This is a genomic window from Acidisoma sp. L85, from assembly GCF_009765865.1.
In the GTDB taxonomy this organism is placed as follows: Bacteria; Pseudomonadota; Alphaproteobacteria; order Acetobacterales; family Acetobacteraceae; genus Acidisoma.
The window spans coordinates 147,780-170,274 of the sequence record NZ_LMUQ01000024.1 but is presented as its reverse complement, the minus strand read 5'-3'; the positions used below and the strand labels follow the sequence as shown (position 1 = coordinate 170,274).

General features: G+C 64.7%; 20 protein-coding genes. 4 read left to right on the top strand and 16 right to left on the bottom strand.

Annotation, left to right across the window (positions count from 1 at the left end; all coding sequences use genetic code 11):
• The 7 genes from GSQ83_RS05050 to dapA form a co-directional block, all read right to left on the bottom strand.
• The coding region (locus GSQ83_RS05050) for a tetrahydrofolate dehydrogenase/cyclohydrolase catalytic domain-containing protein (protein WP_158801781.1) at positions 1-715 on the bottom strand (715 nt) is incomplete at its 3' end.
• Positions 716-723: 8 nt separating this feature from the next.
• Positions 724-1,608, bottom strand: a complete 885-nt coding sequence (gene purU, locus GSQ83_RS05045; protein WP_158801780.1) for a formyltetrahydrofolate deformylase — start codon at positions 1,606-1,608, stop codon at positions 724-726.
• 115 nt (positions 1,609-1,723) lie between these two features.
• Complete coding sequence (gene ribA, locus GSQ83_RS05040; RefSeq protein WP_174246624.1) at positions 1,724-2,449, bottom strand: GTP cyclohydrolase II; 726 nt, start codon at positions 2,447-2,449, stop codon at positions 1,724-1,726.
• Positions 2,446-3,612 (bottom strand): bifunctional diaminohydroxyphosphoribosylaminopyrimidine deaminase/5-amino-6-(5-phosphoribosylamino)uracil reductase RibD, encoded by a 1,167-nt coding sequence (gene ribD, locus GSQ83_RS05035; RefSeq protein ID WP_158801779.1) that lies wholly within the window; start codon positions 3,610-3,612, stop codon positions 2,446-2,448. Before ribD ends, ribA begins: the two co-directional genes overlap by 4 nt.
• A complete protein-coding gene (locus GSQ83_RS05030; protein WP_158801778.1) occupies positions 3,609-4,268 on the bottom strand; it encodes a phosphatase PAP2 family protein in 660 nt (219 codons plus the stop codon). The genes ribD and GSQ83_RS05030 overlap by 4 nt, the downstream gene beginning before the upstream one ends.
• On the bottom strand, positions 4,265-4,756 hold the full coding sequence (gene smpB, locus GSQ83_RS05025) for an SsrA-binding protein SmpB (RefSeq protein WP_158801777.1): 492 nt from the start codon (positions 4,754-4,756) through the stop codon (positions 4,265-4,267). The genes GSQ83_RS05030 and smpB overlap by 4 nt, the downstream gene beginning before the upstream one ends.
• A gap of 1 nt (position 4,757) precedes the next feature.
• Positions 4,758-5,636, bottom strand: a complete 879-nt coding sequence (gene dapA / locus GSQ83_RS05020; protein ID WP_158801776.1) for a 4-hydroxy-tetrahydrodipicolinate synthase — start codon at positions 5,634-5,636, stop codon at positions 4,758-4,760.
• 398 nt (positions 5,637-6,034) lie between these two features.
• On the opposite strand from dapA, the gene GSQ83_RS30325 reads away from it, so the two are divergent.
• The 3 genes from GSQ83_RS30325 to GSQ83_RS05005 are packed head-to-tail and all read left to right on the top strand — an operon-like array spanning position 6,035 to position 8,986.
• A complete protein-coding gene (locus tag GSQ83_RS30325) occupies positions 6,035-8,017 on the top strand; it encodes a lytic transglycosylase domain-containing protein (protein WP_158801775.1) in 1,983 nt (660 codons plus the stop codon).
• Positions 8,005-8,469: a phosphatidylglycerophosphatase A gene (locus GSQ83_RS05010; protein WP_254065508.1), complete on the top strand. Its 465-nt coding sequence runs from the start codon at positions 8,005-8,007 to the stop codon at positions 8,467-8,469. The genes GSQ83_RS30325 and GSQ83_RS05010 overlap by 13 nt, the downstream gene beginning before the upstream one ends.
• 16 nt (positions 8,470-8,485) lie before the next feature.
• Positions 8,486-8,986: a CinA family protein gene (locus GSQ83_RS05005; RefSeq protein WP_158801773.1), complete on the top strand. Its 501-nt coding sequence runs from the start codon at positions 8,486-8,488 to the stop codon at positions 8,984-8,986.
• 172 nt (positions 8,987-9,158) lie between these two features.
• On the opposite strand, the gene gabT is transcribed toward GSQ83_RS05005, so the two are convergent.
• From gabT to GSQ83_RS04970, 7 genes are all read right to left on the bottom strand, one after another.
• On the bottom strand, positions 9,159-10,445 hold the full coding sequence (gene gabT / locus GSQ83_RS05000; protein WP_158801772.1) for a 4-aminobutyrate--2-oxoglutarate transaminase: 1,287 nt from the start codon (positions 10,443-10,445) through the stop codon (positions 9,159-9,161).
• Positions 10,446-10,527: 82 nt separating this feature from the next.
• A complete protein-coding gene (locus tag GSQ83_RS04995) occupies positions 10,528-12,258 on the bottom strand; it encodes an NADPH-dependent assimilatory sulfite reductase hemoprotein subunit (protein WP_158801771.1) in 1,731 nt (576 codons plus the stop codon).
• Between the two features lie 11 nt (positions 12,259-12,269).
• Positions 12,270-14,084: a sulfite reductase flavoprotein subunit alpha gene (locus GSQ83_RS04990; protein WP_158801770.1), complete on the bottom strand. Its 1,815-nt coding sequence runs from the start codon at positions 14,082-14,084 to the stop codon at positions 12,270-12,272.
• A gap of 11 nt (positions 14,085-14,095) precedes the next feature.
• Entirely contained in the window at positions 14,096-14,677 is a 582-nt protein-coding gene (locus GSQ83_RS04985) for a bifunctional precorrin-2 dehydrogenase/sirohydrochlorin ferrochelatase (protein ID WP_158801769.1), read from the bottom strand.
• Positions 14,678-15,263: 586 nt separating this feature from the next.
• Positions 15,264-15,914 (bottom strand): hypothetical protein, encoded by a 651-nt coding sequence (locus GSQ83_RS04980; RefSeq protein WP_158801768.1) that lies wholly within the window; start codon positions 15,912-15,914, stop codon positions 15,264-15,266.
• Between the two features lie 355 nt (positions 15,915-16,269).
• The gene (locus tag GSQ83_RS04975; RefSeq protein ID WP_254065507.1) at positions 16,270-17,367 is read right to left on the bottom strand and encodes an alpha-E domain-containing protein; all 1,098 of its coding nucleotides are present in this window, start codon (positions 17,365-17,367) and stop codon (positions 16,270-16,272) included.
• Positions 17,364-18,722 carry a circularly permuted type 2 ATP-grasp protein gene (locus tag GSQ83_RS04970; protein ID WP_371417967.1) on the bottom strand — a complete coding sequence of 453 codons (1,359 nt, stop codon included), beginning with the start codon at positions 18,720-18,722 and terminating at the stop codon, positions 17,364-17,366. The genes GSQ83_RS04975 and GSQ83_RS04970 overlap by 4 nt, the downstream gene beginning before the upstream one ends.
• A 339-nt stretch (positions 18,723-19,061) precedes the next feature.
• On the opposite strand from GSQ83_RS04970, the gene GSQ83_RS04965 reads away from it, so the two are divergent.
• The gene (locus GSQ83_RS04965) at positions 19,062-19,676 is read left to right on the top strand and encodes a hypothetical protein (protein WP_158801767.1); all 615 of its coding nucleotides are present in this window, start codon (positions 19,062-19,064) and stop codon (positions 19,674-19,676) included.
• Positions 19,677-19,929: 253 nt separating this feature from the next.
• Here the strand turns inward: GSQ83_RS04965 and GSQ83_RS04960 are convergent, their stop codons facing one another.
• A complete protein-coding gene (locus tag GSQ83_RS04960) occupies positions 19,930-21,030 on the bottom strand; it encodes an OmpA family protein (protein ID WP_158801766.1) in 1,101 nt (366 codons plus the stop codon).
• A 228-nt stretch (positions 21,031-21,258) separates the two neighbouring features.
• Positions 21,259-22,338, bottom strand: a complete 1,080-nt coding sequence (locus GSQ83_RS04955; RefSeq protein WP_158801765.1) for an OmpA family protein — start codon at positions 22,336-22,338, stop codon at positions 21,259-21,261.
• Between the last annotated feature and the right edge of the window lie 157 nt (positions 22,339-22,495).

The window sequence follows — 22,495 nt, the reverse complement described above, 5'->3', positions numbered from 1 at the left end:
TGATGCCGACATCCATGACCGTCGCGCCCGGCTTGATCCAGTCGCCGCGCACCATCTCCCGCTGGCCGACCGCCGCGACCAGGATATCCGCCTGGCGGCAAACCGCCGGCAGGTCGCGGGTGCGGGAATGCGCGATCGTGACGGTGCAGCTTTCCCGCAGCAGCAAGGCGGCCATCGGCTTGCCGACGATGTTCGAGCGCCCGAGCACCACCGCCCGCAGCCCCGAGAGGTCACCAAGCTCCGCCTTGAGCATCAGTAGGCAGCCGAGCGGCGTGCAGGGCACCAGCCCCGGCAGCCCGGTCGCGAGGCGCCCGGCATTGATGACGTGGAAGCCATCGACGTCCTTGTCCGGATCGATGGCGTCGAGCACGCGCGTGCTGTCGATGTGCTTCGGCAGCGGCAGTTGCACCAGGATGCCGTGGATGGCGGGATCCGCGTTCAGCGATGCCACCAGTGCGAGCAGATCGGCCTCCGCCGTTTCCGCCGGCAGCCGGTGCTCCACCGAATGCAGCCCGACTTCCAGCGTGGTCCGGGCCTTGTTGCGGACATAGACCTGGCTCGCGGGGTCTTCGCCCACCAGCACGACGGCGAGGCCGGGCACGAGACCACTCGCGGCCTTCAACGCCGCTGCCTCGCTCGTGACCTCGGCCAGAATCTTCGCGGCGAAGGCGCGGCCGTCGATCAGCCGGGTCTCGATCAGCTTGGTCGCAGTCATGGCAAGCCTCAGTCGGTGAAGACGACGGTGCGGCCGCCATTGAGGAGGACTCGGCCATCGAGATGGAAGCGCACGGCGCGGGCCAGCACGCGCCGCTCGATGTCGCGGCCCTTGCGGACCAGATCCTCGGGCGTATCGGCGTGGGTAATGCGCTCGACATCCTGCTCGATGATCGGACCCTCATCGAGGTCGCTCGTCACGTAATGGGCGGTGGCGCCGATCACCTTCACGCCGCGGCTATGCGCCTGATGATAGGGCTTGGCGCCCTTGAAGCCCGGCAGGAAGGAGTGGTGGATATTGATGCAGCGGCCCGTCAGCTTTGCCGTGAGCCCGTCCGACAAAACCTGCATGTAGCGCGCGAGCACGACAAGGTCGGTGCGGGTTTCCTGCACCAGGCCCCAGAGCTCGGCCTCCTGCTCCATCTTCGTCGTGCGGGTGATCGGCAGGTGGTGGAAGCGGATGCCGCTGAGGTCGATCCCCGCATAGGTCTCGCGCGAGTGGTTCGCGACGATCGCGGTGATCTCCATCGGCAATTCGCCGTTGCGCCAGCGATAGAGCAGATCGACGAGGCAGTGATCGAACTTCGAGACCAGAAGCATGACCCGCTTCTTCTCCGCGCGGTCGCGCAGCGTCCATTCCATGCCGAAACGGTCCGCGATGGTGCCGAAGCCGTCCCTGAACTCACGCTCGAAATCGGTGCCGCTCTCCGTCGAGGGGGCGAAGACGACGCGCATGAAGAAGCGATCGGTCTCCTCGTCGTCGAACTGCTGCGCTTCCAGGATATTGCCGCCGGTCTCGAACAGATGCGTCGTCACGGCCGCGACGATGCCGGGGCGGTCCGGGGAGGCAATGGTCAGCACGTAATGCGGCTGGGACAGGGTGGGCTGGGACATTGTGAGCGAGGCTCCGGATGTGACGGAGATGAAGGAGAGGGCAGCAGGTTAAATACGGCAGGGCGACTATGGCGCGCGGACGGCGGCGACCCGAACGTTGTCTTGACCCGTCCCGCTAGTAATCCGCTTCCTTGTCTCCGTTTTTGCCGCCCGCGCCAATCTCCGCTGTGTCGCGGACCACGCCGCGAACCGGAAGGCGGAATGTGCCGGGGCCGAACATGTGTCCGCGATCGGCTTTCGCCTGAAGATAGGCGCGGTTGGCGTCCGTCACGTAAACGCCGGTGCGGCGGACCTCGGCGACGTCGATCCCGGCCGCTCGCAATGCCGCGACTTTGTCGGGATTGTTAGTGAGCAGCCGGATGCGCGAAACATCCAGCGCCTGAAGCATCGCGGCGGCGATGCCGTAGTCCCGCGCGTCCTCCGGAAGGTTGAGGCGGCGATTGGCGGCATAGGTGTCGAGGCCGCGATCCTGCAAAAGATACGCATCGAGCTTGGCATAGAGGCCGATGCCGCGGCCCTCCTGACGCAGATACAGCAGGATCCCGCCTTCTTCGGCGAGCAGCCCGATCGCCTCATGCAGCTGATGGCCGCAGTCGCAGCGGGCGGAGGCAAAGACGTCTCCGGTAAGGCATTCCGAGTGAAGGCGCACGAGCGTCGGGCGCGTCGCGTCCGGGTGGCGGCCGGAGAAGCGAAGCGCCACGTGCTCTTGCCCGTCGAGTCCGTCAAAACCAATGAACTCAGCCTCGACGCCGTCCGGACCCATGGGGATCAGCACCGGCGCACGTGCGACGCATGGCTGGCCGACAGCCGCCAAAGCCGGGCGAGTGGGGATATGTGTCATGCCGTCACCGGTGGCGGAGCTTTGGGTGGCGTGGCCCGGATGGGGGCAATATTGAGAGGCTCATAGGTTTCCAGCACGTCGTCGTCATATTGCTCGCGCGCGATCATACGCAGGTGCGGCGCGTCCGCCAGTCTATCCAGGCCGAGGCCGCGCAGGGCAGGCAAGCCGTTGTCGCCCAGCAGGATCGGCGCGCGATGCCAGGCCAGGCGATCCACCAGGCCCCCGCGCAGCAAGGCACCGGCAATCCCGGCACCCCCTTCGCAGAGGATCGAGGTCAGTCCGAATTGCGCGAGCCGCGCCAAGCCCTCGACAAGATCGAGGTTTCCGGCCTGGTCGCGCGGGCCACGGATGATCGTCGCCCCAAGCGCGGTGAGACTAGCGGCTCTCTCCTCCTGCGCATCCTCGGCAGTAAGGAGGATGAGCGCGTGATCCCGCGCCTGGCTCGCGACGCGGCTTTCGGGTGGTGTGCGTAGCGTGCTGTCGGCCACCACGCGCCAGCGCGGCCGGTCGGTGAAGCCATCCAGCGTGCAACGCAGCGTCGGGTTATCCGCCACTACCGTGCCGATACCGACCATTACGGCGTCATGCGCGGCGCGCATCTGCTGCACGACCCCACGCGCAGCGGGGCCAGTGATCCAGCGGCTCTCGCCTGAGCGCATGGCGATACAGCCGTCCAGACTGACGCCAAGCTTGAGCGTCACCCAGGGCAGGCCGCGCGTCACACGCTTGGCGAAGCCCGCGATGATCGCCTCCGCCTCCTCCGCCATCAGCCCGGTATCGACCGTTATGCCGGCCGCGCGGAGGCTCTCGATCCCCCGGCCCTGGACGCGGGGATCGGGATCATGGGCATGGGCGACCACGACACGCGCCACTCCGGCGGCGATCAATGCGCCGGCGCAAGGCGGGGTATGGCCCTGGTGCGCGCAAGGCTCCAGCGTGACATACGCTGTCGCCCCTCGCGCTGCTTCGCCTGCCGCCAGCAGCGCCACGGCTTCGGCATGGGGCCGGCCACCCGGCTGCGTGGCGCCCCGCGCGATGACCCGGCCGTCCCGCATGATGACGCAGCCGACGGCGGGGTTGGGCGCCGCGGTACCGAGTGCGCCGCGCGCGAGGGCTATGGCCTCCGCTATTCCGGCACGGTCGAGGTCGCTCCAGTCCGTCATCGCGCGGCAACCGATTCGGGGAAGGGCAGCAACAGCGTCGCCCGGCCGCAAGCGACGCCGAGATAGGCGCCCGCGACGATATCGCCGAGGAAGTGGAAATCGCCGCCGAGCAGGCCAATAGCGGTGAGCACGACAAGTGCCGCCCAAAGCCAGCGCAGCCTTGGCGCCCGCCACCACAGCACGCCCGCCATCGCACTGATCGCTGTGGTGTGGCCGGAGGGGAAAGCGGACCAGCCGATGCCGCCGTGGAACGGAAAGAAACCGTATGTCCCGTCGTGGATGAAGGAGGGGTTGTGGTGGCTCCAGGTCTCCGGCCATGTGCGGCCGAAGGCGTATTTGAGCTGATCCTTGAAGGCGATGGCGATCGTCACCGCCAGGGCACAGGCGATCGCGGTCCAGCCGTCCTCGCCCGGACGCCAGCCTCGCCAGGCTGCAAGCGCGAAGCAAACCAATGCCGGACCGGCAAGGTTGAGCGGGACCTGGCCGACCCCGGCCAGCGGCACGAAGAGCAGGCTGCGGCCGAAAGCATCATGCACGAAGCGGGCGATCGGCCGATCCATAACCACCACCGCGAGCAGGACCAGCACCACGCCGGACAGCACCGCCAAGGAGAAGCCGCCGACCGTGGGCGGTGGCGGCCGCAGGGTCGCGCTCACCCCTTGTTGCGCATCAACCGCGCCTTGTCCCGCTGCCAGTCGCGCGCGGCGATGGCGTGCCGCTTATCCTCTTTCTTCCGCCCCTCGCCGACACCGAGCAGAACCTTGGCGACACCGCGATCATTGAAGTGGATTTGCAGCGGCACCAGCGTCACCCCGTCGCGCGCCACGGCACCGGCGAGCTGATTGATCTGCTTATGCTTCAGCAGCAGTTTGCGCGGCGCCCTGGGCTCGAAGCGCGACAGCACGCCGGCCTGATATTCCGGAATGTAGCAGTTGAAGAGCCAAAGCTCGCCCTCGCGCTCGCCGGCCCAAGCTTCGGTCAGTGTGGCGCGGCCATGGCGCAGCGACTTCACCTCGGCGCCCTTCAGCACCAGGCCTGCCTCGACGGTTTCCTTGATCGCATAATCGAAACGCGCCTTGCGGTTCTGCGAGGCGATGCCGTGCGAGATCAGGCCCGACTTCGATTTTTCCTTGGCTTCGGCCATGTCAGTTGATCAGGCCCACCTCGGCCATGGCATCCCGCACCGCCGAGCGCGTCTCGGGCGCCACCGGTGCCAGAGGCAGACGGCAATCAGGCGCGCCGAAGCCCAGCAAATGCGCCGCGTATTTCACCGGACCGGGATTGGTCTCCACGAACATCGCGTCATGCAGCGGCGTCAGGCGGTGCTGGATGGCGATGGCGTCCCGCACCCGATCCTCCGACCAGGCGACATGCATTTCGCTCAGCAACCGCGGCGCCACGTTGGCGGTCACGCTGATGCAGCCGACGCCCCCGGCCGCGAGATGGGCGATGGCGGTGTGGTCCTCGCCCGAGAGCTGGCAGAAAGTGGCGCCGCAGGCGCGGCGGATCTGCATCGGCCGCGCGAGATTGGCGGTCGCATCCTTCACGCCGATGATGTTGGGATGGAGCGCCAGCCGCGCCATCGTCGCGACGCTCATATCGACCACGCTGCGACCGGGAATATTGTAGATGATCACAGGGATATCGGCCTGATCGGCGATCGCCTCGAAGTGCAGGTAAAGCCCTTCCTGGGTCGGCTTGTTGTAATAGGGCGTCACCACCAGCACCGCATCGGCCCCGGCGGCCTTCGCATGGCGTGCGAGGTCGATCGCCTCGGCCGTGCTGTTCGAGCCTGCGCCGGCGATCACGGGCACGCGGCCGCCGGAGACCGCGATGGTCACTTCCACGACACGGCGATGCTCGGCATGGCTGAGCGTGGGTGACTCGCCCGTGGTGCCGACCGGAACGAGGCCGTGGCTGCCCTCATTGATCTGCCAATCGACAAAGCGCTCGAGCGTTTTCTCGTCGACCGATCCATCGGGATACATTGGCGTGACGAGGGCGACGAGCGATCCCCAGAACATGGCTTTTCCTTAGGCGGCTGGCCCTTGAGCGCGGGCGAAGTGAGGCGGGGAAACTAGGGTCCGCCGGTGCCTGTCGCAAGCGGGAGGCTTTCCGCTATCATTCTTTCGCGGCCGAGCCGGTTGAGTGGGAGTTGGAGTCGGATGAAAGACGTGGCGTCCGATGCGGAGCGATCGGGCTTAAGGCATGGTAGTCCGATGCTGAGCCGCGCTCTTGAGATCCGTCATGGCACGCGAAGGCGGGGCGGCCCCCCGCGTGCCATCCACGCCTTACCTTCGTCGCGCACGCAAAAAGGCGTGGATGACCAGCCTTCGCCGAGCATGACGTGGAGAAATAAAGATGGTTCAAACCAAAGTCATCCCGTTCTAGACACCGTCGCCGCGCTCATCGAAGGCTATGCATGACGGCGAGATCGGGCGGCCCGCGACGACTGAACCGCCTTCTCCTGACCGCCGCGTGCCTCGTCGCGATCGTGCGGCCAGCCGCCGCGCAGACCACCTATGCCTCGCCTATGGATGCGGTCGCCGCGCACGACTGGAGTGCGGCCTCCACCATGGCGGGCCAATATGCCGATCCGGTCGCGGGCAAGCTCGTCACCTATTACCGGCTACTGACCCGCGGTGCCGCGACCGCCGCCGAGATCGACGGCTTCATGCGGAGCAGTCCGGACTGGCCACAGCAGCCGCTGCTCGAAACCCGCTGGGAGCAGGCGCTTGTCGAGGAGGCAGATCCCGCGACACTCGTGGCGCAGTGCCATGGCCGGTGGCCGGAGGGTGTGCAGGCATTGCTACGCTGTACCGACGCGTTCGCGGGCACCAGCGATCCCGCCGATGCAAGCGAAGCCGCCCGCCGCGCCTGGACCGCCACGGGCCTGACGGATCCCGCACAAATCGCTGTCTTTCTCGGCCAGTGGGGTTCGCAAATCCGCCCGGAGGATGATTGGGCGCGCTTCGTCGCCCTCGCCCGGAAATCCTCACCAGCCGCCGGGGCGCAGATCCAGCGGCTTGCCGCCGCTGACCAGCCCGTTGCCCTGGTTTGGGTGGCGCTCAATGATCAACAGCCCGACGGCGCAGCCCTGCTGGCCGCTTTGCCCGAGGCGCAGCGACGGGAGCCGGGACTGTTCCTCGCCGCCGCGCGATACACGCGAAAGACGGTGGGCGATCCGCAGGCCCTGGCGCTGTGGATGAGCGACGGCAATCCCGCCTTGGCCGCTGGACTGCCGGTGCAGCAGCACGCGCTTTGGACCGAGGCCGAAAAACTCACCCGCGCGCTCATCACCGACAACCAGGCGCCGCAAGCCTACGCCTTGGCCGATCTCATCAAGCCGCTCGCACCCGCCGATCGGGGCGACGAGGAGTTCCTTGCGGGCTTCATCGCTCTGCGGCTGCTGCATCAGCCGGACAAAGCGGTGCTCCATTTCCGGACACTCGCTGGCCTGTCGTCCTCCGTCATCACGCAGGCACGGGCGCATTATTGGCTGGCACGGGCGCTCGCCACCCAAGGGAGCGCTATGCAGGCGACGGCGGAATATGGCCGCGCCGCTGCCTGGCCGACGACCTTCTACGGACAGCTCGCGGCGCTGGCACTCGGCCAGGGACCCTCTGGGCTGAATACGCGCATCCTCAACGTCCCAACGCCGGGCTGGACCACCGAGGAGGCGCTCGACTTCGCGGGGCGCGAGGTGGCGCGGGCCAGCGCCTTCCTCGTCGCCTGGAATGAGCCGCGTCGTGCCTACAACCTCCTCATGGATCTCGGGCCGATCGCGCCCGACAGCCCCGACATGGCGATGGCCGGGCAGCTCGCGCTCGGCTTCCAGGTGCCGGCCGCCGCGGTGGGCGTCGCGCGCTATGCCGGGCTGCACGGGCAGATGCTGCTCGCCGCCGGCTGGCCCATTCCGGTGCAGCCGCCCGCCGGTGCAGTCGAACCTGCCGTTCTGCTGGCGCTCATGCGGCAGGAGAGCAGCTTCGATGTCGCGGCTGTCAGCCCGGCCGGGGCGCTCGGCCTCATGCAGCTTATGCCAGCGACGGCGCGGCTTGTGGCGGGCCAACAAGGCGTCGCGCTGACGCCGGGCGCCCTGACCAATGACCCTTCCGTCAACATGACGCTCGGCACCGACTATTTCGGCGGGTTGCTGCAGCGTTTCGACAATTGCCTGCCCTGCGCCATCGCGGGCTACAATGCCGGTCCCAACCGGGTCGACCAATGGCTCGGGCAGAACGGCGACTTCCGCACGCCGAACGGACCCGATGTGCTCGACTGGATCGAGCTCATCCCTTTCGACGAGACGCGCAATTACGTCCAGCGGGTGACCGAGGGCATCGAGATCTACCGCGCCAAAGAAGGCGTGGTCCTGCTCCATCCGCTCGCCGCGTGGCTCCGCTGAGAGTTTCTCGGGCCGTCGCGAGTGCGGCAGGCATCGGCTTCTTTCCTTGGGCACCGGGCACCGCCGCTTCGGCTGCCGCCGCCGTGCTCGGCGCGGTCATCCTGCGCTACGAGGGCTGGTCGGCGCTGGGCGCCGCCGCTGTCCTGGCGACGCTCGGCGGCGTGCTGGCGATCCGCGCGGCGGAGGCGGCGGATGATCCCGGCTGGGTGGTGATCGACGAGGTCGCCGGCCAGTGGATCGCGCTGCTCGGTCTGCGCCATGTGTCGCTTGGCGGTTTGGTTGCGGCTTTCGTACTGTTCCGGCTGCTCGATATCGCGAAACCCGGCCCGATCGGCTGGGCGGACCGTCAGCACAATGCGATCGGCGTGATGGCGGACGATGTCATCGCGGGGCTGATCGGCGCGGCGATCCTCTGGGCGCTGCTGCAGTGGCGGCCCACGCTTCTGGGGTGAAGAGGAGACCGCTGCGATGTTTCCACCCGACTTCCTTGCCGCCGCCGAGGCCGTGCTCGGCGCCTGCCGGGCGCGCGGCTGGCAGGTGACGACGGCTGAAAGCTGCACAGGCGGTCTCATCGCCGGGCTGCTGACGGCGATCGGCGGTTCGTCGGATGTCGTGGATGGCGGAGCGGTGACGTATTCCAACGCCGCGAAAACCCGCATGCTCGGCGTGCCGGCTGCGTTGATCGCCGCCCATGGCGCGGTGAGCGAAGAGGTGGCGCGCGCCATGGCGGAAGGCGCGCGGCGAACCGCTGGCGTCGATCTCGCGGTGGCGGTTACCGGGGTCGCCGGGCCGGGCGGCGGAACGGCGGAGAAGCCGGTGGGTCTGGTGTGGTTCGGGTTGGCATCACCGGCAGGCGTCGCCACGCAGTCGCGCATTTTCCCGGGTGATCGCACGGCGATACGGATGGAAACGGTGCGACACGCGATGGCGGCTTTGCAGAAGGCCGCCGAGGCGGGACGTTACGTCTGAGGACTTGTTGATTTACGTTTTCGCGTAGTGTCGAAAATCGCGCGCGTGATGTTTCTGGTTTGAACCGCGCTTACTCCATCACGTCATGGCACGCCTTCGCGTGCCATGACGGATCTCTTGGCGCGCTCAATATCAAAGAATCACGCCATAGAGGACATCGTTGCGCATACGTTCAAGCAGCGATCGCGCTCAACGCTGTTTCCAGCTTGTCCATACCTTCGTCCAGCAACGCATCGGACACCGTCAGCGGCACCAGAACGCGGATGACATTTGCGTTGTTGCCACAGGACAGCAGGATCAAACCCTCCTCCAGGCCGCGCGTCGTGACCTGCTTGGTCGCTATGGCGTCCGGCTCGAAGCCGCCCTTCTCCTTGAAGATCTCGAAGGCCACCATGCCACCCAGGCCGCGAATCGCGCCGATGGGGATGGAGGAATTGCCGCGCGCGATTTCCTCCAGCCGCTGCTTGATGCGGGCGCCCAAAGCCTCCGACCGCGCGAGCAGCTTCTCCTCCGCGATCACGTCCAGCACGGCAAGCGCGGCGGCGCAGGCGATCGGGTTGCCGCCATAGGTGCCGCCCATGGCGCCGGGCTCCGGCTTGTCCATGATTTCGGCGCGGCCGATGACGCCGGAGAGCGGAAAACCGCCGGCGAGCGACTTTGCGGTCGCCACCAGATCGGGAGCCACGCCCGAATGCTCGATCGCGAACATCTTGCCGGTGCGCGCGAAACCGCATTGCACCTCGTCGGCGATCAACAGGATGCCGTGACGGTCGCAGATCTCGCGCAAGGCGACGAGCAGTTCCTTGGGGGCGATGTAGAATCCGCCCTCGCCCTGCACCGGTTCGATGATGATCGCGGCGCAGCGCTCGGGATCGAGGTCGGCCTTGAACAGCAGATCGAGCCCGCGCAATGAATCGGCGACCGAGACGCCCTGATGCTCGATCGGGAAGGGGATGTGGAAAACATCCGGCGGCATCGGGCCGAGGCCCTTCTTGTAGGGATTGACCTTGCCGGTCATTGCCACCGTCAGCAGCGTGCGGCCGTGGAAGGCGCCCGTAAAGGCGACGACACCGGAACGCCCGGTAACCAGCCGCGCGATGCGGATGGTATTCTCGACTGCTTCCGCGCCGGTGGTGAAGAGGATCGACTTGGCCGGGCCCGGAAAGGGCGCCAGAGCGTTGAGGCGCTCGGCGAGCTCGATATAGGGCTCGTAGGGCACGACCTGGAACGAGGTGTGGGTGAAGCTCGCCATCTGCTTCGTCGCGGCGGCGATGACCTTGGGGTGGCAGTGACCGGTATTGAGCACGCCGATGCCACCCGCGAAGTCGATGAAACGGCGGCCGTCCTTGTCCCAGAGTTCGGAATTCAGGGCGCGCTCGGCAAAGACCGGCGTGGCATTGGCAACGCCGCGTGGCACCGCGGCCCGCCGCCGTTCGAGTAGCTCCGTGTTCTTGGACATTATGACGCTCGCTGGCTGTTACCAAGCGTCAGACTACCAATCCTTGCGAGAGGAGGCGAGGGGTGGCCCGGCCTCCTAGCCGTTAGACGTCGGCGTGGAACGTGTTGCCCGCTGTCGTCGGCTTCACATGCCCGGCGCGGATGACATAGTCGCCGAAGCTCTCCTCATCCTCGCGTGCCTCCGCATATTCCCGAAACAGCGAACCGAGGGCGCCGACGGCGGCGTCATGCCCGACATCTGGGCGATACAGCTTGTTCAGCCGCTCGCCCTCGAAACTGCCGCCGAGATAGAGGTTATAGGTCCCGGGCCCGCGACCCACGAAGGCGATCTCGGCGAGGTAGGGCCGCGCGCAGCCATTCGGGCAGCCGGTCATGCGGATGACGATGTCATCCTGCTGCAGTCCCGCCTTTTCGAGTTCGCCCTCGAGCGCCGTCAGCAGCTCGGGCATGTAGCGTTCACTCTCGGCCAGCGCGAGGCCGCAGGTCGGTAGCGCGACGCAGGCCATGGCATTGCGGCGTAGCCCGGTATCGGCACTCGTCGCCATGCCGTGCTCGGCGAGAAGCGCCTCCACGACTGGCTTCTGCGCCGCCGAGACATTGGCGATCATGAGGTTCTGATTGGGCGTGAGGATGATGACGGCGGTGCTTCCATCTAGCGCGCGCGCGATCTCCCGCAGGCCGGTCTGCAACCGCTTCTCCGGCCAATCCTTGATACGGCCGCTCTCGACGAAAAGCGTCGCATGCCAGTTGCCGTCATCGCCTTTGGTCCAGCCGTAACGATCTCCGCGACCGGTGAAAGCGGGCACATGCGCGGGGCCGAGCTTGTAGCCGAGCCGCTGCTCGACCTCGTCGCGGAAACGGTCGAGACCCATTGTCTCGATGGTGTATTTCAAACGTGCATGTTTGCGTACTGAGCGATTGCCGAAATCGCGTTGCACCAGCACGACTTTCTCCGACACATCCACCGCCTGCTCAATGGTGCAGGAGCCGAGATGGTCCGCGGCACGGGGGAAGGTATCGGACTCGCCATGCGTCATGCCCATGCCGCCACCGACCAGCACATCCCAGCCAACAATCTTCTTGCCCTTGAGGATCGCGACGAAGGAAAGATCGTGGGCATAGACATCGACATCATTCTGCGGCGGCACAGCGACGGTGATCTTGAACTTCCGAGGCAGATAGGTCTTGCCATAAATCGGCTCGACCTCATCGCTCGCGGCGTCGCTGGAGGTGTCGACGACCTTTTCGTCATCCACCCAGATCTCGTGATACGCACCCGTCTTTGGCGAAAGATGGTCGCTGATGTCGCTGGCGAGTTTCAGCGCGGTCGCATGAATCGCGCTCTGATAGGGATTGGCGGCACACATCACATTGCGATTGACGTCCCCGCAAGCGGCGAGGGTGTCGAGCAGCGCCTTGTTGATGGTGTTGATGGCGGGCCGTAGGTTGCTTTTGATGATGCCATGGAACTGGATCGCCTGGCGCGTGGTGATGCGCAGCGTGCCGTTCGCGCGTTCCTCGGCGATATCGTCGAGCGCCAGCCATTGGGCGGGCGTCATCTGTCCGCCCGGCACCCGCACGCGCGCCATGAAGCTGAAGGCTTTCTCCATCTTCTTGCGGCCGCGCTCGGCCCGCACGTCGCGGTCATCCTGCTGGTAGATGCCGTGAAACTTCGTGAGCTGCGTGTCATCTTCGGCAAGCTGGCCGGTGATGATGTCGCCAAGGCCCGCGGCAATGCCGCCGCGCAGGCCGTGGCTTTCGGTCTTGATGTATTCGTTGCGGGACAGCGGCGGCTTGTCGGTGGAGTCAGCCATCGGTTCGACTTTCAGTAAACGTCGCGCAGATACCGGTTCTCGCGCCGCAGCATATCCAGCTGCGACGTGGCCGCCGTTTCGTCTTTGCCGGTCTGATCGGCGATCACGCGGATCAGCGCGGCATGCACGTCCTTCGCCATGGCATTGGCGTCGCCGCAGACATAGATGGCGGCGCCATCGGCGATCCAGCGCATGAGTTCCGCGCGCTGCTCCCAGATGCGGTGCTGCACGTAAATCTTCTGGCGCTGATCGCGGGAAAAGGCCGTGTCGATGCGGGTGAGCAACCCGGACTTCTGCCAGTCCTGCCATTCCAGCTGATACAGGAAATCATGCGTGAAGTGGCGGTTGCCGAAGATCAGCCAGTTGCGGCCCTTGGCCTCGGTCGCCTCGCGCTGCTGCATGAAGGCGCGGAAGGGCGCCACGCCTGTGCCCGGCCCGATCATGATGACCGCGCGATCGGGATCGGCGGGCAGCCGGAAATGCGGGTTCGGCTTGAGATAGACCTTGATCGTCTGCCCCGCGCGGCGCCGCTCGGCCACATCCACCGACGCCACGCCCCTGCGTTTGCGGCCATGCGTCTCATAGCGCACGGCGGAAACCAGCAGATGGGCCTCGTCCTCGGCGAGCAGGCGGCTGGAGGCAATGGAATAGAGGCGCCCGGGCAGGGGGCGCAGCAAGCTGGTAAGCTGGCTCGCATCCAGCTTCATCGGCGCCGCAGCCAGCAGGTCAATCACCTGCCGGCCGGGCAGCCAGGCCTTCAGCGCGTCAACATCGGCCGCCAGAGTTTTCAGCGCCGCGCTGTCGGTGAGCTTGGCATAGGCCTCGACCTGCGGCCGCGTCAGCGTCGTGATGTCCTGCGCCTCGGTCAGCGCGGTTTGCGCCATGGCATCGCCCGCCAGGCCAGCGACCACCAAAATCTCATCGACAAGAGCGGGGTCGTTGCGTGGCACGATGCCCAGCGCGTCGCCCGGCTCATGCGCGAGGCCGGAGCCTTCGAGGGACAGTTCGGCATGCCAGGTCTCGGCGGAAGAGCCGGTGCCGTTGAGGTTGATAAGTTCCCGGATCTCGGCCTCGAACGGCGTGTTCCGGGTATAGGCCGGTTCGGCCTCATCTTCCTCGCCGGCACCGCCGCGGGCGAAATCGACATGGATGACAGCGCTTTCATCCGCGGGCGCCGCCTTGTCGATCGTCTCTTTCTTAAGCGTTTCAAGGGCGGACTTGATCCACGCCGCCGCCGGCTTCTCGAAATCGACGTCGCACTCGACCACGGGCGCGAGGCGCGTGCCGCCGAGAGCGGCCAGCCGCTCGTCAAAGAGATGGCCGGTCGAGCAGAAGTTCACATAGGCACGGTCGCCCAGCGCCAGCACGCTGAACCGCGTCTTGTCGAAGCGTGGCGCATCCTCCGCCTGCAATGCCTGGAGGAAGTCGGTGGCGCGCTGTGGCGGATCGCCCTCGCCCCAGGTCGCGGCGATGAGCAGCAGGTTCTCGGCCTTGGCGGCCTCGGTGGGCGTGATGTCGGCCACATCGGCGACGCGCGGAGCGAAGCCGAGCTTCTGCGATGCCTTGCGGATATTCGCCGCGAGTGTTTCCGAATTACCGGATTCCGTGGCGTAGAGGATTAGCAGCGGCACCTTCTTGGCCGCAGCGTGGGCCGGTGCTGCGAGCGCGGGTTGAAGCACCGGGCCGGTGGCGGCCTGATAGCCGGCGAGGAAGCCGCTCAGCCAGGCGCGCTGTTCGGGCGAACTTTTCGTGATGACGCCATTAAGCGCGGCGATCTCCTCCGGCCGGAACGGCGCGGTGGGCGGCAGCTGGGGCAAGCTGGGCATGATCGCTCGTGTCACTCTTCGTTCGTGGCCGGCATATCCAGCCAGCCGTTCTGCTTCACCAAGTCCCGGGTCATCGCCGCGAGAGCGGGCAGGCCATGGCCTTCCTGCCGCCACACATCGCGCTTCCGGCTGATCGTTTCCAGCCGCTCGCCCCATTCCGGTCCAAACTCCCGCGCCAGCTGCCCACGGATCGTTTGGGCAAGCCCCGGGCTCCGGCCGCCGGTCGATACTGTAAGCAGTAATGCCCCACGCCTTAGTTCAGCGCTATTGTGGAAGCTGCAATGCTCCCGCCGGTCCTCGACATTGACCAGAACTTTCTGAGCTCGGGCTCGGACGGCTAAGGCCGCCGCCGCCTGCTCCGGCACGCCGACTACCCAGAGGACATCGAGCGCCGCCAGAGCGGCCTCATCGGGCAGGCCATGCCGAAGCTGTGCGCCGGCGGCCTCCGTCAGCGCGTCATCCGCCTCATCACAAAAGCAGAGCGCGCCCTCGGCGCCCCCGGCCAGCAGCAATTGCCATCGCCGGAGGGCCGCCGGCCCATGGCCAGCAAGCGCCATCCGCAGCATCGATGGATCGAGAGAAACCGGATTCATGCCGCCATAGGCAGGATTTCGTCGATCCGGGCAAGATCCGGGCGGGATTTGGAAGGAGAGGGCTCAACTCTGTCGGAAGGAGAGAAAATCCTTCCAAATCTCGCGCAGAAAGGAGTGCGGCCTGATTCGATTCTTACCTCGTTATCAGCGCGTGTCGGTTCCGAGGCGTTGCGCAGGCCCGTACGTGACTTCAATGTTCTAACGGCGAACGATGAATTTGCGGTGGAAGAAGGAGCGAGTAAGCCTGATATAATCGAGGAGAGACGGAGCCCTGCCCCATTCGGCAAAAGACCTATCCCGTCGCACTTTCTCGATCACGCTAATACCCGATGTAACGGAATTCGAATGGACCATGCGTCATGGCCGTTCTCATGTCTTCGTTCAAAGGGTGAGTAACTCTGGATGTTTTAAGGAAATCCGTCACATTCTCTCTGGTCGTCGGCCGAAGGATCGAGTCTAGGCGCGGCCCAGGCCGGCTCCACGAAAAAACAAGCCTTAGATAATGTCGGGGTAAGTCCTTGGTTGAGTCGGAAGACTGAGCCGCGGGCGCAGGGCGAGCCTCTTGTCGCAAGGGCATGAGAATCGATCAATTCTGCGGTCCAAAGTAACCGAACAAGGGTGAACGCTTTGTCTTCGGATCGATGGACCGCATAAAGTTGAACTCAGGATGCCTGTGGATAAAATAAGTCATTGCGGTCAGCAATTCATTCGAATTGGATGGCCTGTGTGTGATGCACTCATAAATTTCTGCTGCGGAGAACTCGTGTCCTGGATTGGCCAAAAGGAACTTCACCCATCCGCGTGGCTGGAAGAGCACAGCTTGAGTTGCGAGGTGTGTTTCCCCCCACTCCTTCAGCTCCTGTACCCGGAAAGTTAGTAACTGCTCTTGCTGCCGTTGGAGCGCCTTTTTCAGTTCCTTCTGCAGTCGAAGTTCCCCTGCCAGGAGCTCCCTTGGTCGTTTGTTCGGGTCCATCTCACATTGCGCTGCTGGAAGCCCGCGTAACACATAGGAAGGCGGCGGCTGGTGCGGAGCGGGCTCATACTGATGAAACCCATAGTGTGTGGGCCAAGGATCGAACGGGTTTACGGCGGTAAAAGGCGAAGGATTGATGGCCTGTGGCGGAAGGGCCGGGATGAAGGGCGGAGTTCCTTGCGCGTTCGATTGAGGTTGGCCTGAATTGACGAGAGTAAAATCCGGGCTGTACGGGATTGACGAAACGGGAGCGTCCCCCGACATCGGCAAGCACCTACGCAATGTATCCTCAAAGGAACCAGGCCCAGAGTACGAAACACCTGCGTGGTAGGGAGTATAACCAACCCGCGCGTTTCTGTTGGTGATGTACATGTTTGTCGTTTTTGGCACGGTTCTCTCCGGCTGCAATGATCGGGCCTCTCTCTCTCGTCGAGAGCCTTGAGCGAGCTGCTCAGCGAGGAAATGCACCGTCCTTTGTTCACCGAAGATGAAAATGCGATCCATCTCATAGAATAGAGACACGACTTCGCAGCGCGATATTCGGCTCTTCGTGGATCACAGAACAACCAATCCGCGACGAAACTCAGCGCAGCGAACCCTGACGCGTCCCGAGCCGTGATTAGCTCGTGATCCCGCCGTCCGCCGTGGAGCGTAAAGTCGTGCCTTGAGACTGGCTCTGCGATTGCGAGCCTCCGCCGCTCTGGCTCTGGCTTTGACTTTGGGATTGCTCAGTCGCAACCTCGGGCTCGGCTGGACGCCAGTCGCGGAAGAAGGCGCGGCCGATTACCGCGGCAAGCGTAATGAGGTCGCGCTGCATGGCGTCGAGGAAATCATGCAGACCGTCCTGGATGATCTGCTTCGCGGTGCGGTCCAGCAGTGCGCCGCGCATCTCCTCGATCTGCTCGAGCGCCGTCAGCGTCCCGCGCAGCCCGTAGCTGGTGCGGAGCTGGGTGAGGTGCCATTCCGCCTGACTGAGGCATAGCCGCACGCTGCGCGGAAAGCACGGGTCGGCGAGCAGGAAAGAGACCACCTGGTCGCCGCTGAAATCCACCGGCGCGATGCGGCGGAAGGCGTGATAGCCCGCCACCGCGCGCAGCATGCCGCCCCACTGCGTGCGCTCCTCAAGCTGACGCTCCTCCCGGCCGTTCGGCGCGAGGCGATGGAACTTGATGTCGAGCAATCGTGTGGTCTGGTCCGCTCGCTCGATAAGGCGGCCGAGTTCGTAGAAATGCCAGCCCTGGTCACGGAAGAACGTGCCCTCGGTGATTCCGGTATGGGTTTGTACCGCTTCCTTGATGCGGGTGCAAAGACGGGAAAGCGCATCGCCCCGCAGCTCCCAATCCTGAACCGTCGCGAGTTCGCGGTGGAAGACATTGAGGTGCTTCCACATCTCGGTACTGATGATCGGCCGCAAGGTGCGGGCATTCGTGCGCGCGGCCTCGATCGAGCCGATCACCGAACTGGGGTTGGAAGTGTCGAGCAGGTAGTAATGCTTGACCGCTTCGGGATCGAGCACCGTGTGATTTTTGGCGAAATGCTCCTCGTCGGCATGGATGCGAATGAGCGCATCCCAAGCCTCGGCCTCCAATCCTGGACTTTCGAAAGTCTGCGTCACATCCACAAGGCGAGCGAGGTTCTCAACGCGCTCCATATAGCGGGCGAGCCAGAACAGTCCCTCGGCATAGCGGGCGAGAAGCGGCATCTCCTGCACGCTCACGCGGCTGTCTCCGCGATCACCCAGGTATCCTTGGACCCGCCGCCCTGCGAGGAATTGACGACGAGGCTCCCCGCCTTGAGCGCGACGCGGGAGAGGCCGCCTGGCAAAACCCAGGTGCTGCGCCCGGTCACAGCAAAAGGCCGCAGATCGAGATGGCGCGGCCGGATGCCTTCGGGGGTCAGCGTGGGACCCACGGAAAGCCCGATCATCGGCTGGCTGATCCAGTTCGAGGGATCGGCGAGCAGCGCGGCCCGTGCGGCATCAAGCTCCGCGAGGGTGGAGCGCGGACCAATGGTGATGCCGTAGCCACCGGATTCACCCACCGGCTTGATGACGAGCTCATGCAGCCGGTCAAGCGTCACCGCCAGGCCGGCAGCCTCGCGACAGATATTGGTCTCGACGTTCAGCAGGATCGGCTCCTGATCGAGGTAATATTTAATGATGCGCGGCATATAGGCATAGACCGCCTTGTCATCCGCGACCCCGGTTCCGACGGCATTGGCGATCGCCACATTGCCTTTGCGCCAGGCCGCGATGAGCCCCGGCACACCGATCATGCTGTCCGGGCGAAATACCAGAGGATCGAGAAAGTCGTCACCTAATCGGCGGTAGATCGAATGCACCGCGCGTAGCCCTGAGGTCGTGCGCATGAAAACGCGGTCGTTCTCGATGACGAGGTCGGCGCCTTCCACCAGCGGCACGCCCATCTCGCGGGCGAGGAAGACATGCTCGAAATAGGCGGAGTTGTAGATGCCAGGCGAAAGCAGCACGACTTGCGGATCCAGCACACCCTCTGGTGCGATCTCCGTCAACGCCTCTCGCAAGCGCATGCCGTAGTCATCGACCGGCCGCAGCGCCATGCCGGCGAGCAGATCGGGAAAGGCGCGCCGCATCAGATGGCGGTTCTCGATAACGTAGGAAACGCCGGAGGGGGTGCGCGCATTGTCCTCCAGCACGCGGAACTCGCCGTGCTCGTCGCGCACGATGTCGATGCCGCAGATATGGGCATAGGTTCCGAAGCGAACCGGGAAATGTTCCATCTCCGGGCGGTAGTTGGAGTTGCCGAGGATGAGGTCGGCGGGAACGATTCCGTCGCTGATGATGTGCCGGTCGTGGTAGATGTCGTGGAGGAAGCAGTTGATCGCCGCGACGCGTTGCCGCACGCCGGCTTCCAGCTTGCGCCATTCCGCAGCGGTGATGATGCGCGGGATGCAGTCGAAGGGCAGGATGCGATCGATCGCGCGGGCCTCGGAATAGACCGTGAAGGTAATGCCGAGGCTCATCAGGTCATTTTCGGCGGCGGTCGCCCGGGCGCGCAGACCCTCCAGACCGATGGCCGAGATCCGATCGCGCACCGCCTGCCCAGCTCCGCCATCGCCTGCGCGGCCGGCCGAGAGCTCATCGACGAAGCCACCTGGATCGCAGTCTGCAAACAGATCTTGCGTGATAATATCGGCTTCCTCGGTTCGTGTTGACCTTTCGGCTATAAGCTGTTTGCCGCAGGGCTGCCAGACCCCTAGAAATGGCTGCTTGCTCGGCTAACGCTGTCCGCCAAAGGCCCCAGGAGCAATGGATTTCCGGCAGGAATTTATTTGCAAATCTGAGGAATACCGGCTTTACCTCACCCAACTCGCGGAGGTCGGGAGGCTCCTTCCTCCCCGATTTCAACGAGTTTCATCCGTCCGGAGTTCGACATGCGCCGCCTGATCGCTGGATTAATGGCAACCGCCTTGCTCATGCCCGGCGTGGCGAGCGCCGCCTGTCTCAAAACATACGAGGGCACCGCCCTCAATGTGGCCGGGCTCAAGAGCCAGCTCATGGTGACCGCACTCTCCTGCGACACCCGCGACCGCTACAACACCTTCATCCTGGCATTCCGACCGACGTTGATGAGTGAGGATAACGCGCTCAATTCCTATTTCTCGCACCACTACCGCCACAACTGGCGGTCTGAGCATGACGCCTACATCACCCAGCTCGCCAATGTGCAGTCCGAGGCGGGGATCAAGCAGGGCACCTTATTCTGCCAGCAGAACGTAGGCCTGTTCGATCAGGTGGCCAAGTTCAGGACCGGCACACAGATGGCGGAATTCGCCAACAACGCGCCGCTGATCCTGCCTTTTCCAGTGGAGATCTGTGGTTTCCATCGCGTCCCGGTGGCCGCGCCGGTAATTCAGACCGTGGCGGATCAGACCGGCAAGCCAGTGGCTGCTGGCGGCACGGCAGCCGCGCCGCCTGCTGCTCCGGCGACCGGGAAGAAAGGCAATTTCTTCGGCAATATCGCCCACGGTATCGGCAGCATCTTCTAAGGCGTGATGTCTTTGGTCTGAACAGGGACCCAAACTCTCGTCATGGCACGCGAAGGCGTGCCATCCACGCCTTGCCTTCGTGACCCAAGCGAAGGCGTGGATGCTCGGCCTTCGCCGAGCATGACGTGGTGGAACGCATATGGTGCGATCCAAAGACGTCCTGCTCCAGCCCGGGCGCCCGCGCCTTCCTCGAGCGAAAAACGGATTAGGGAAGGCCGACGGCGGCCTTCTTTGTTGGCCGACAGGAAGACGCTTACCGCACGATGACCTCGACCCGGCGGTTGCGCGCTTGCCGCACGCCTGGTCCGGTGACGACCAGCAGATGCGTCTGCCCAAAGCCCAGATCCGTGATCGCATTCGGGGGCACGCCGTCGGCGACAAGCTGGGTTCGGACGACGGCCGCCCGGTGCGCCGAGAGACCAAGATTATAGGCCGCCGAGCCCGAGGTATCGGTGTAGCCGTTAACAGCGATCCGCGTGAATTCGGTGCGGTTCGACGCGGCCGCGGCCTCCGCGATGATGTCCCTCGTCTGCGGCGTCAGGTTCGCCTTGTCCCAACCAAAGAAAACAAGATAGCTGCGCGCCGACTCGGCCGAAGGCGCGACATCCACGACGGGCGGCGGAGGCGTCGGCCGCGCGGAGTCGAAGGCGTAGCGCAGCCCGATGAGCCCAACATTGTCATAGACCGGCGACAGCTTGGTTTCGCCATCGACGGTTTGGTTGTCGATCGCCGCGTTCGAGTCGAACTTGCTTTGGTCGGTGGTGCCGAGGAAGTGGTATTCAGCCGTGAGCGACAAACCGGGAACAGGCAAGATCGGCACGGCGAGCCCGGCGATACCCTGAAAGGCAAAACTGCCCTCGGTGCCCTGCGCGGTCACGGGGTTCACATTGTATGTTACCCGCGAGAGGTCCTGCCAGGCGTAGCCAGCGCCGGCGCCGAGATAGGGATAGAGGTACGGCGTGCCGACATCGATATCGTACAGCGCGTTGACGAAGGCGCCATATTTCCGGTTCGTACCGCTGGCCCGCGTCGTGCCGTAATAGGGATCGGAGGCATTGTGGACGTCGCTCGGCAGATAAATGCCCTCAACCTCCAGCCGCAAACCATTGCCGAGGCCGTAACCCAGGCTGCCGCTGGCCGCGACGCCGCTATCGTAATTGAGCTTGTTCCCGGCGCCGACGGAGTCACCGGTGAAAGCCGGACCGGCAAGGACCTTCTGGCTTTGCTGCCAGTTGAGCCCGGCGCCGCCCCCGATATAGATGCCCGTCACCGGCTGGGCCGCGGCCTCTGTCGCCAAGATCAAAGTAGGGGCGGCGAGCACTGTCGCTGTCAGTGCCACCCTTCGAAACGTCATTCCGGCTCTCCTCGATCGACTGAAACACGCCCGGCAAGCCACGCGCCGAGACGCGTGCTGCCGCATGAGATTCATCGTCTGACAGTGGAGAGTTACCTCGGGCTTAACTAAATCGAGGCTTCAGCCCGAGGCAGGGAAGCGTCAACGTTATGCCGCAAAAAAGAAAAGGGGGCGTCCCGGCTGGGACGCCCCCTTTCATCGTCGAGACAAGCTTCCTGGAAAGGAAACTTACTTGATGATGATTTCCACGCGACGGTTCTGCGGCTCGCGCACGCCCGGGCCCGTGGGCACCAGGAGATGCGTCTCGCCATAGCCCGCGATGGAGATCGCGGTAGCGGGAACGCCGTCGGCGATCAACTGCGCCTGGACGCTCTTGGCGCGACGGATAGACAGACCCTGGTTGTAGGTCGGCGTGCCCGACGTGTCGGTGTAGCCGTTGACCTCGATCTGCGTGTACTGGACGTGGGTCGAGTTCGCGGCCGCCTCGGCGACGATCTCCTTGGCGCGAGGCGTCAGGTAGTACTTATCCCAGTCGAAGAACACGAGGTAGGTGCGTGCCGGTGCCGGAGCGGGAGCCACGACAGGGGCCGGCGGCGGCGGCGGCGGGGACGGCGTGTTGAAAGCATAGCGCAGGCCGACCATGACCGACTGATTAACAGCTGGGCCAAAGGTGTAGGTGGACGGCGTGCCCTCGAACGAACCGCTGAACTTCTCCTTAGCCGTCGTGCCGATGTAGTGGTAGTCGGCGGTGATGGAGAGGCCCGGAGCGGGCGGGATCGGAACCGAGAAGCCGACGATGCCCTGATAGGCAATGCTGCCGTAGGTGCCGTTGATGCTATCCACGCCGGCGGAGTTGATGCTGGCGTTGTCAATGTTGGTCCACAGATAGCCGACGCCGGCACCAACATAGGGATAGAAGAAGGGTAGGCCCACATCGACGTCATACAGGGCGTTAACGAACGCGCCGTATTTCTGCGTGTAGCCGTGGAAATCGAACTTCGGAGCGATGAACCCTGGCTTCAGCTTGTTAAGCTGCTGGCGCAGATACATGCCTTCGACTTCGAAGCGGAGGCCGTTGCCGAGGCCGTAGCCGACGCTACCTTCGCCGGAAACACTGCCCTGGAAGTAGGTGCGGCTCCCACCAAGACCACCAGGAGCGTACACGAGCTTCTGGGTGCTCTGGTAGTTATAGCCGGCGCCAGCGCCGACGTAGAGACCGCTGATGGGCTGAGCCATTGCCATGTGGGACAGGGCAAAAGCCGGGACCGCCATCACAGTCGCTGCTAGAAGCGCACTGCGGAGCTTCATTCTGTTTCTCCTCTCTGACCGACGCAATACCATTCAGCCCGGGCGGTCGCGCGGCGGCGTTGCCTGCTGTTCGGTTCAGCTGATTTACCACCTTCCGTGGCTATTCCCATACATGTCGCAGCGTTTTCGACACACCGTGATATGTTAGCAACAGTTG

Coding starts and splice junctions, on each gene's coding strand:
- purU (WP_158801780.1), bottom strand. CDS start 1,608: ATGTCCCAGCCCACCCTGTCCCAGCCGCATTACGTGCTGACCATTGCC.
- ribA (WP_174246624.1), bottom strand. CDS start 2,449: ATGACACATATCCCCACTCGCCCGGCTTTGGCGGCTGTCGGCCAGCCA.
- ribD (WP_158801779.1), bottom strand. CDS start 3,612: ATGACGGACTGGAGCGACCTCGACCGTGCCGGAATAGCGGAGGCCATA.
- smpB (WP_158801777.1), bottom strand. CDS start 4,756: ATGGCCGAAGCCAAGGAAAAATCGAAGTCGGGCCTGATCTCGCACGGC.
- dapA (WP_158801776.1), bottom strand. CDS start 5,636: ATGTTCTGGGGATCGCTCGTCGCCCTCGTCACGCCAATGTATCCCGAT.
- GSQ83_RS30325 (WP_158801775.1), top strand. CDS start 6,035: ATGACGGCGAGATCGGGCGGCCCGCGACGACTGAACCGCCTTCTCCTG.
- GSQ83_RS05005 (WP_158801773.1), top strand. CDS start 8,486: ATGTTTCCACCCGACTTCCTTGCCGCCGCCGAGGCCGTGCTCGGCGCC.
- gabT (WP_158801772.1), bottom strand. CDS start 10,445: ATGTCCAAGAACACGGAGCTACTCGAACGGCGGCGGGCCGCGGTGCCA.
- GSQ83_RS04995 (WP_158801771.1), bottom strand. CDS start 12,258: ATGGCTGACTCCACCGACAAGCCGCCGCTGTCCCGCAACGAATACATC.
- GSQ83_RS04990 (WP_158801770.1), bottom strand. CDS start 14,084: ATGCCCAGCTTGCCCCAGCTGCCGCCCACCGCGCCGTTCCGGCCGGAG.
- GSQ83_RS04985 (WP_158801769.1), bottom strand. CDS start 14,677: ATGAATCCGGTTTCTCTCGATCCATCGATGCTGCGGATGGCGCTTGCT.
- GSQ83_RS04980 (WP_158801768.1), bottom strand. CDS start 15,914: ATGTCGGGGGACGCTCCCGTTTCGTCAATCCCGTACAGCCCGGATTTT.
- GSQ83_RS04965 (WP_158801767.1), top strand. CDS start 19,062: ATGCGCCGCCTGATCGCTGGATTAATGGCAACCGCCTTGCTCATGCCC.
- GSQ83_RS04960 (WP_158801766.1), bottom strand. CDS start 21,030: ATGACGTTTCGAAGGGTGGCACTGACAGCGACAGTGCTCGCCGCCCCT.
- GSQ83_RS04955 (WP_158801765.1), bottom strand. CDS start 22,338: ATGAAGCTCCGCAGTGCGCTTCTAGCAGCGACTGTGATGGCGGTCCCG.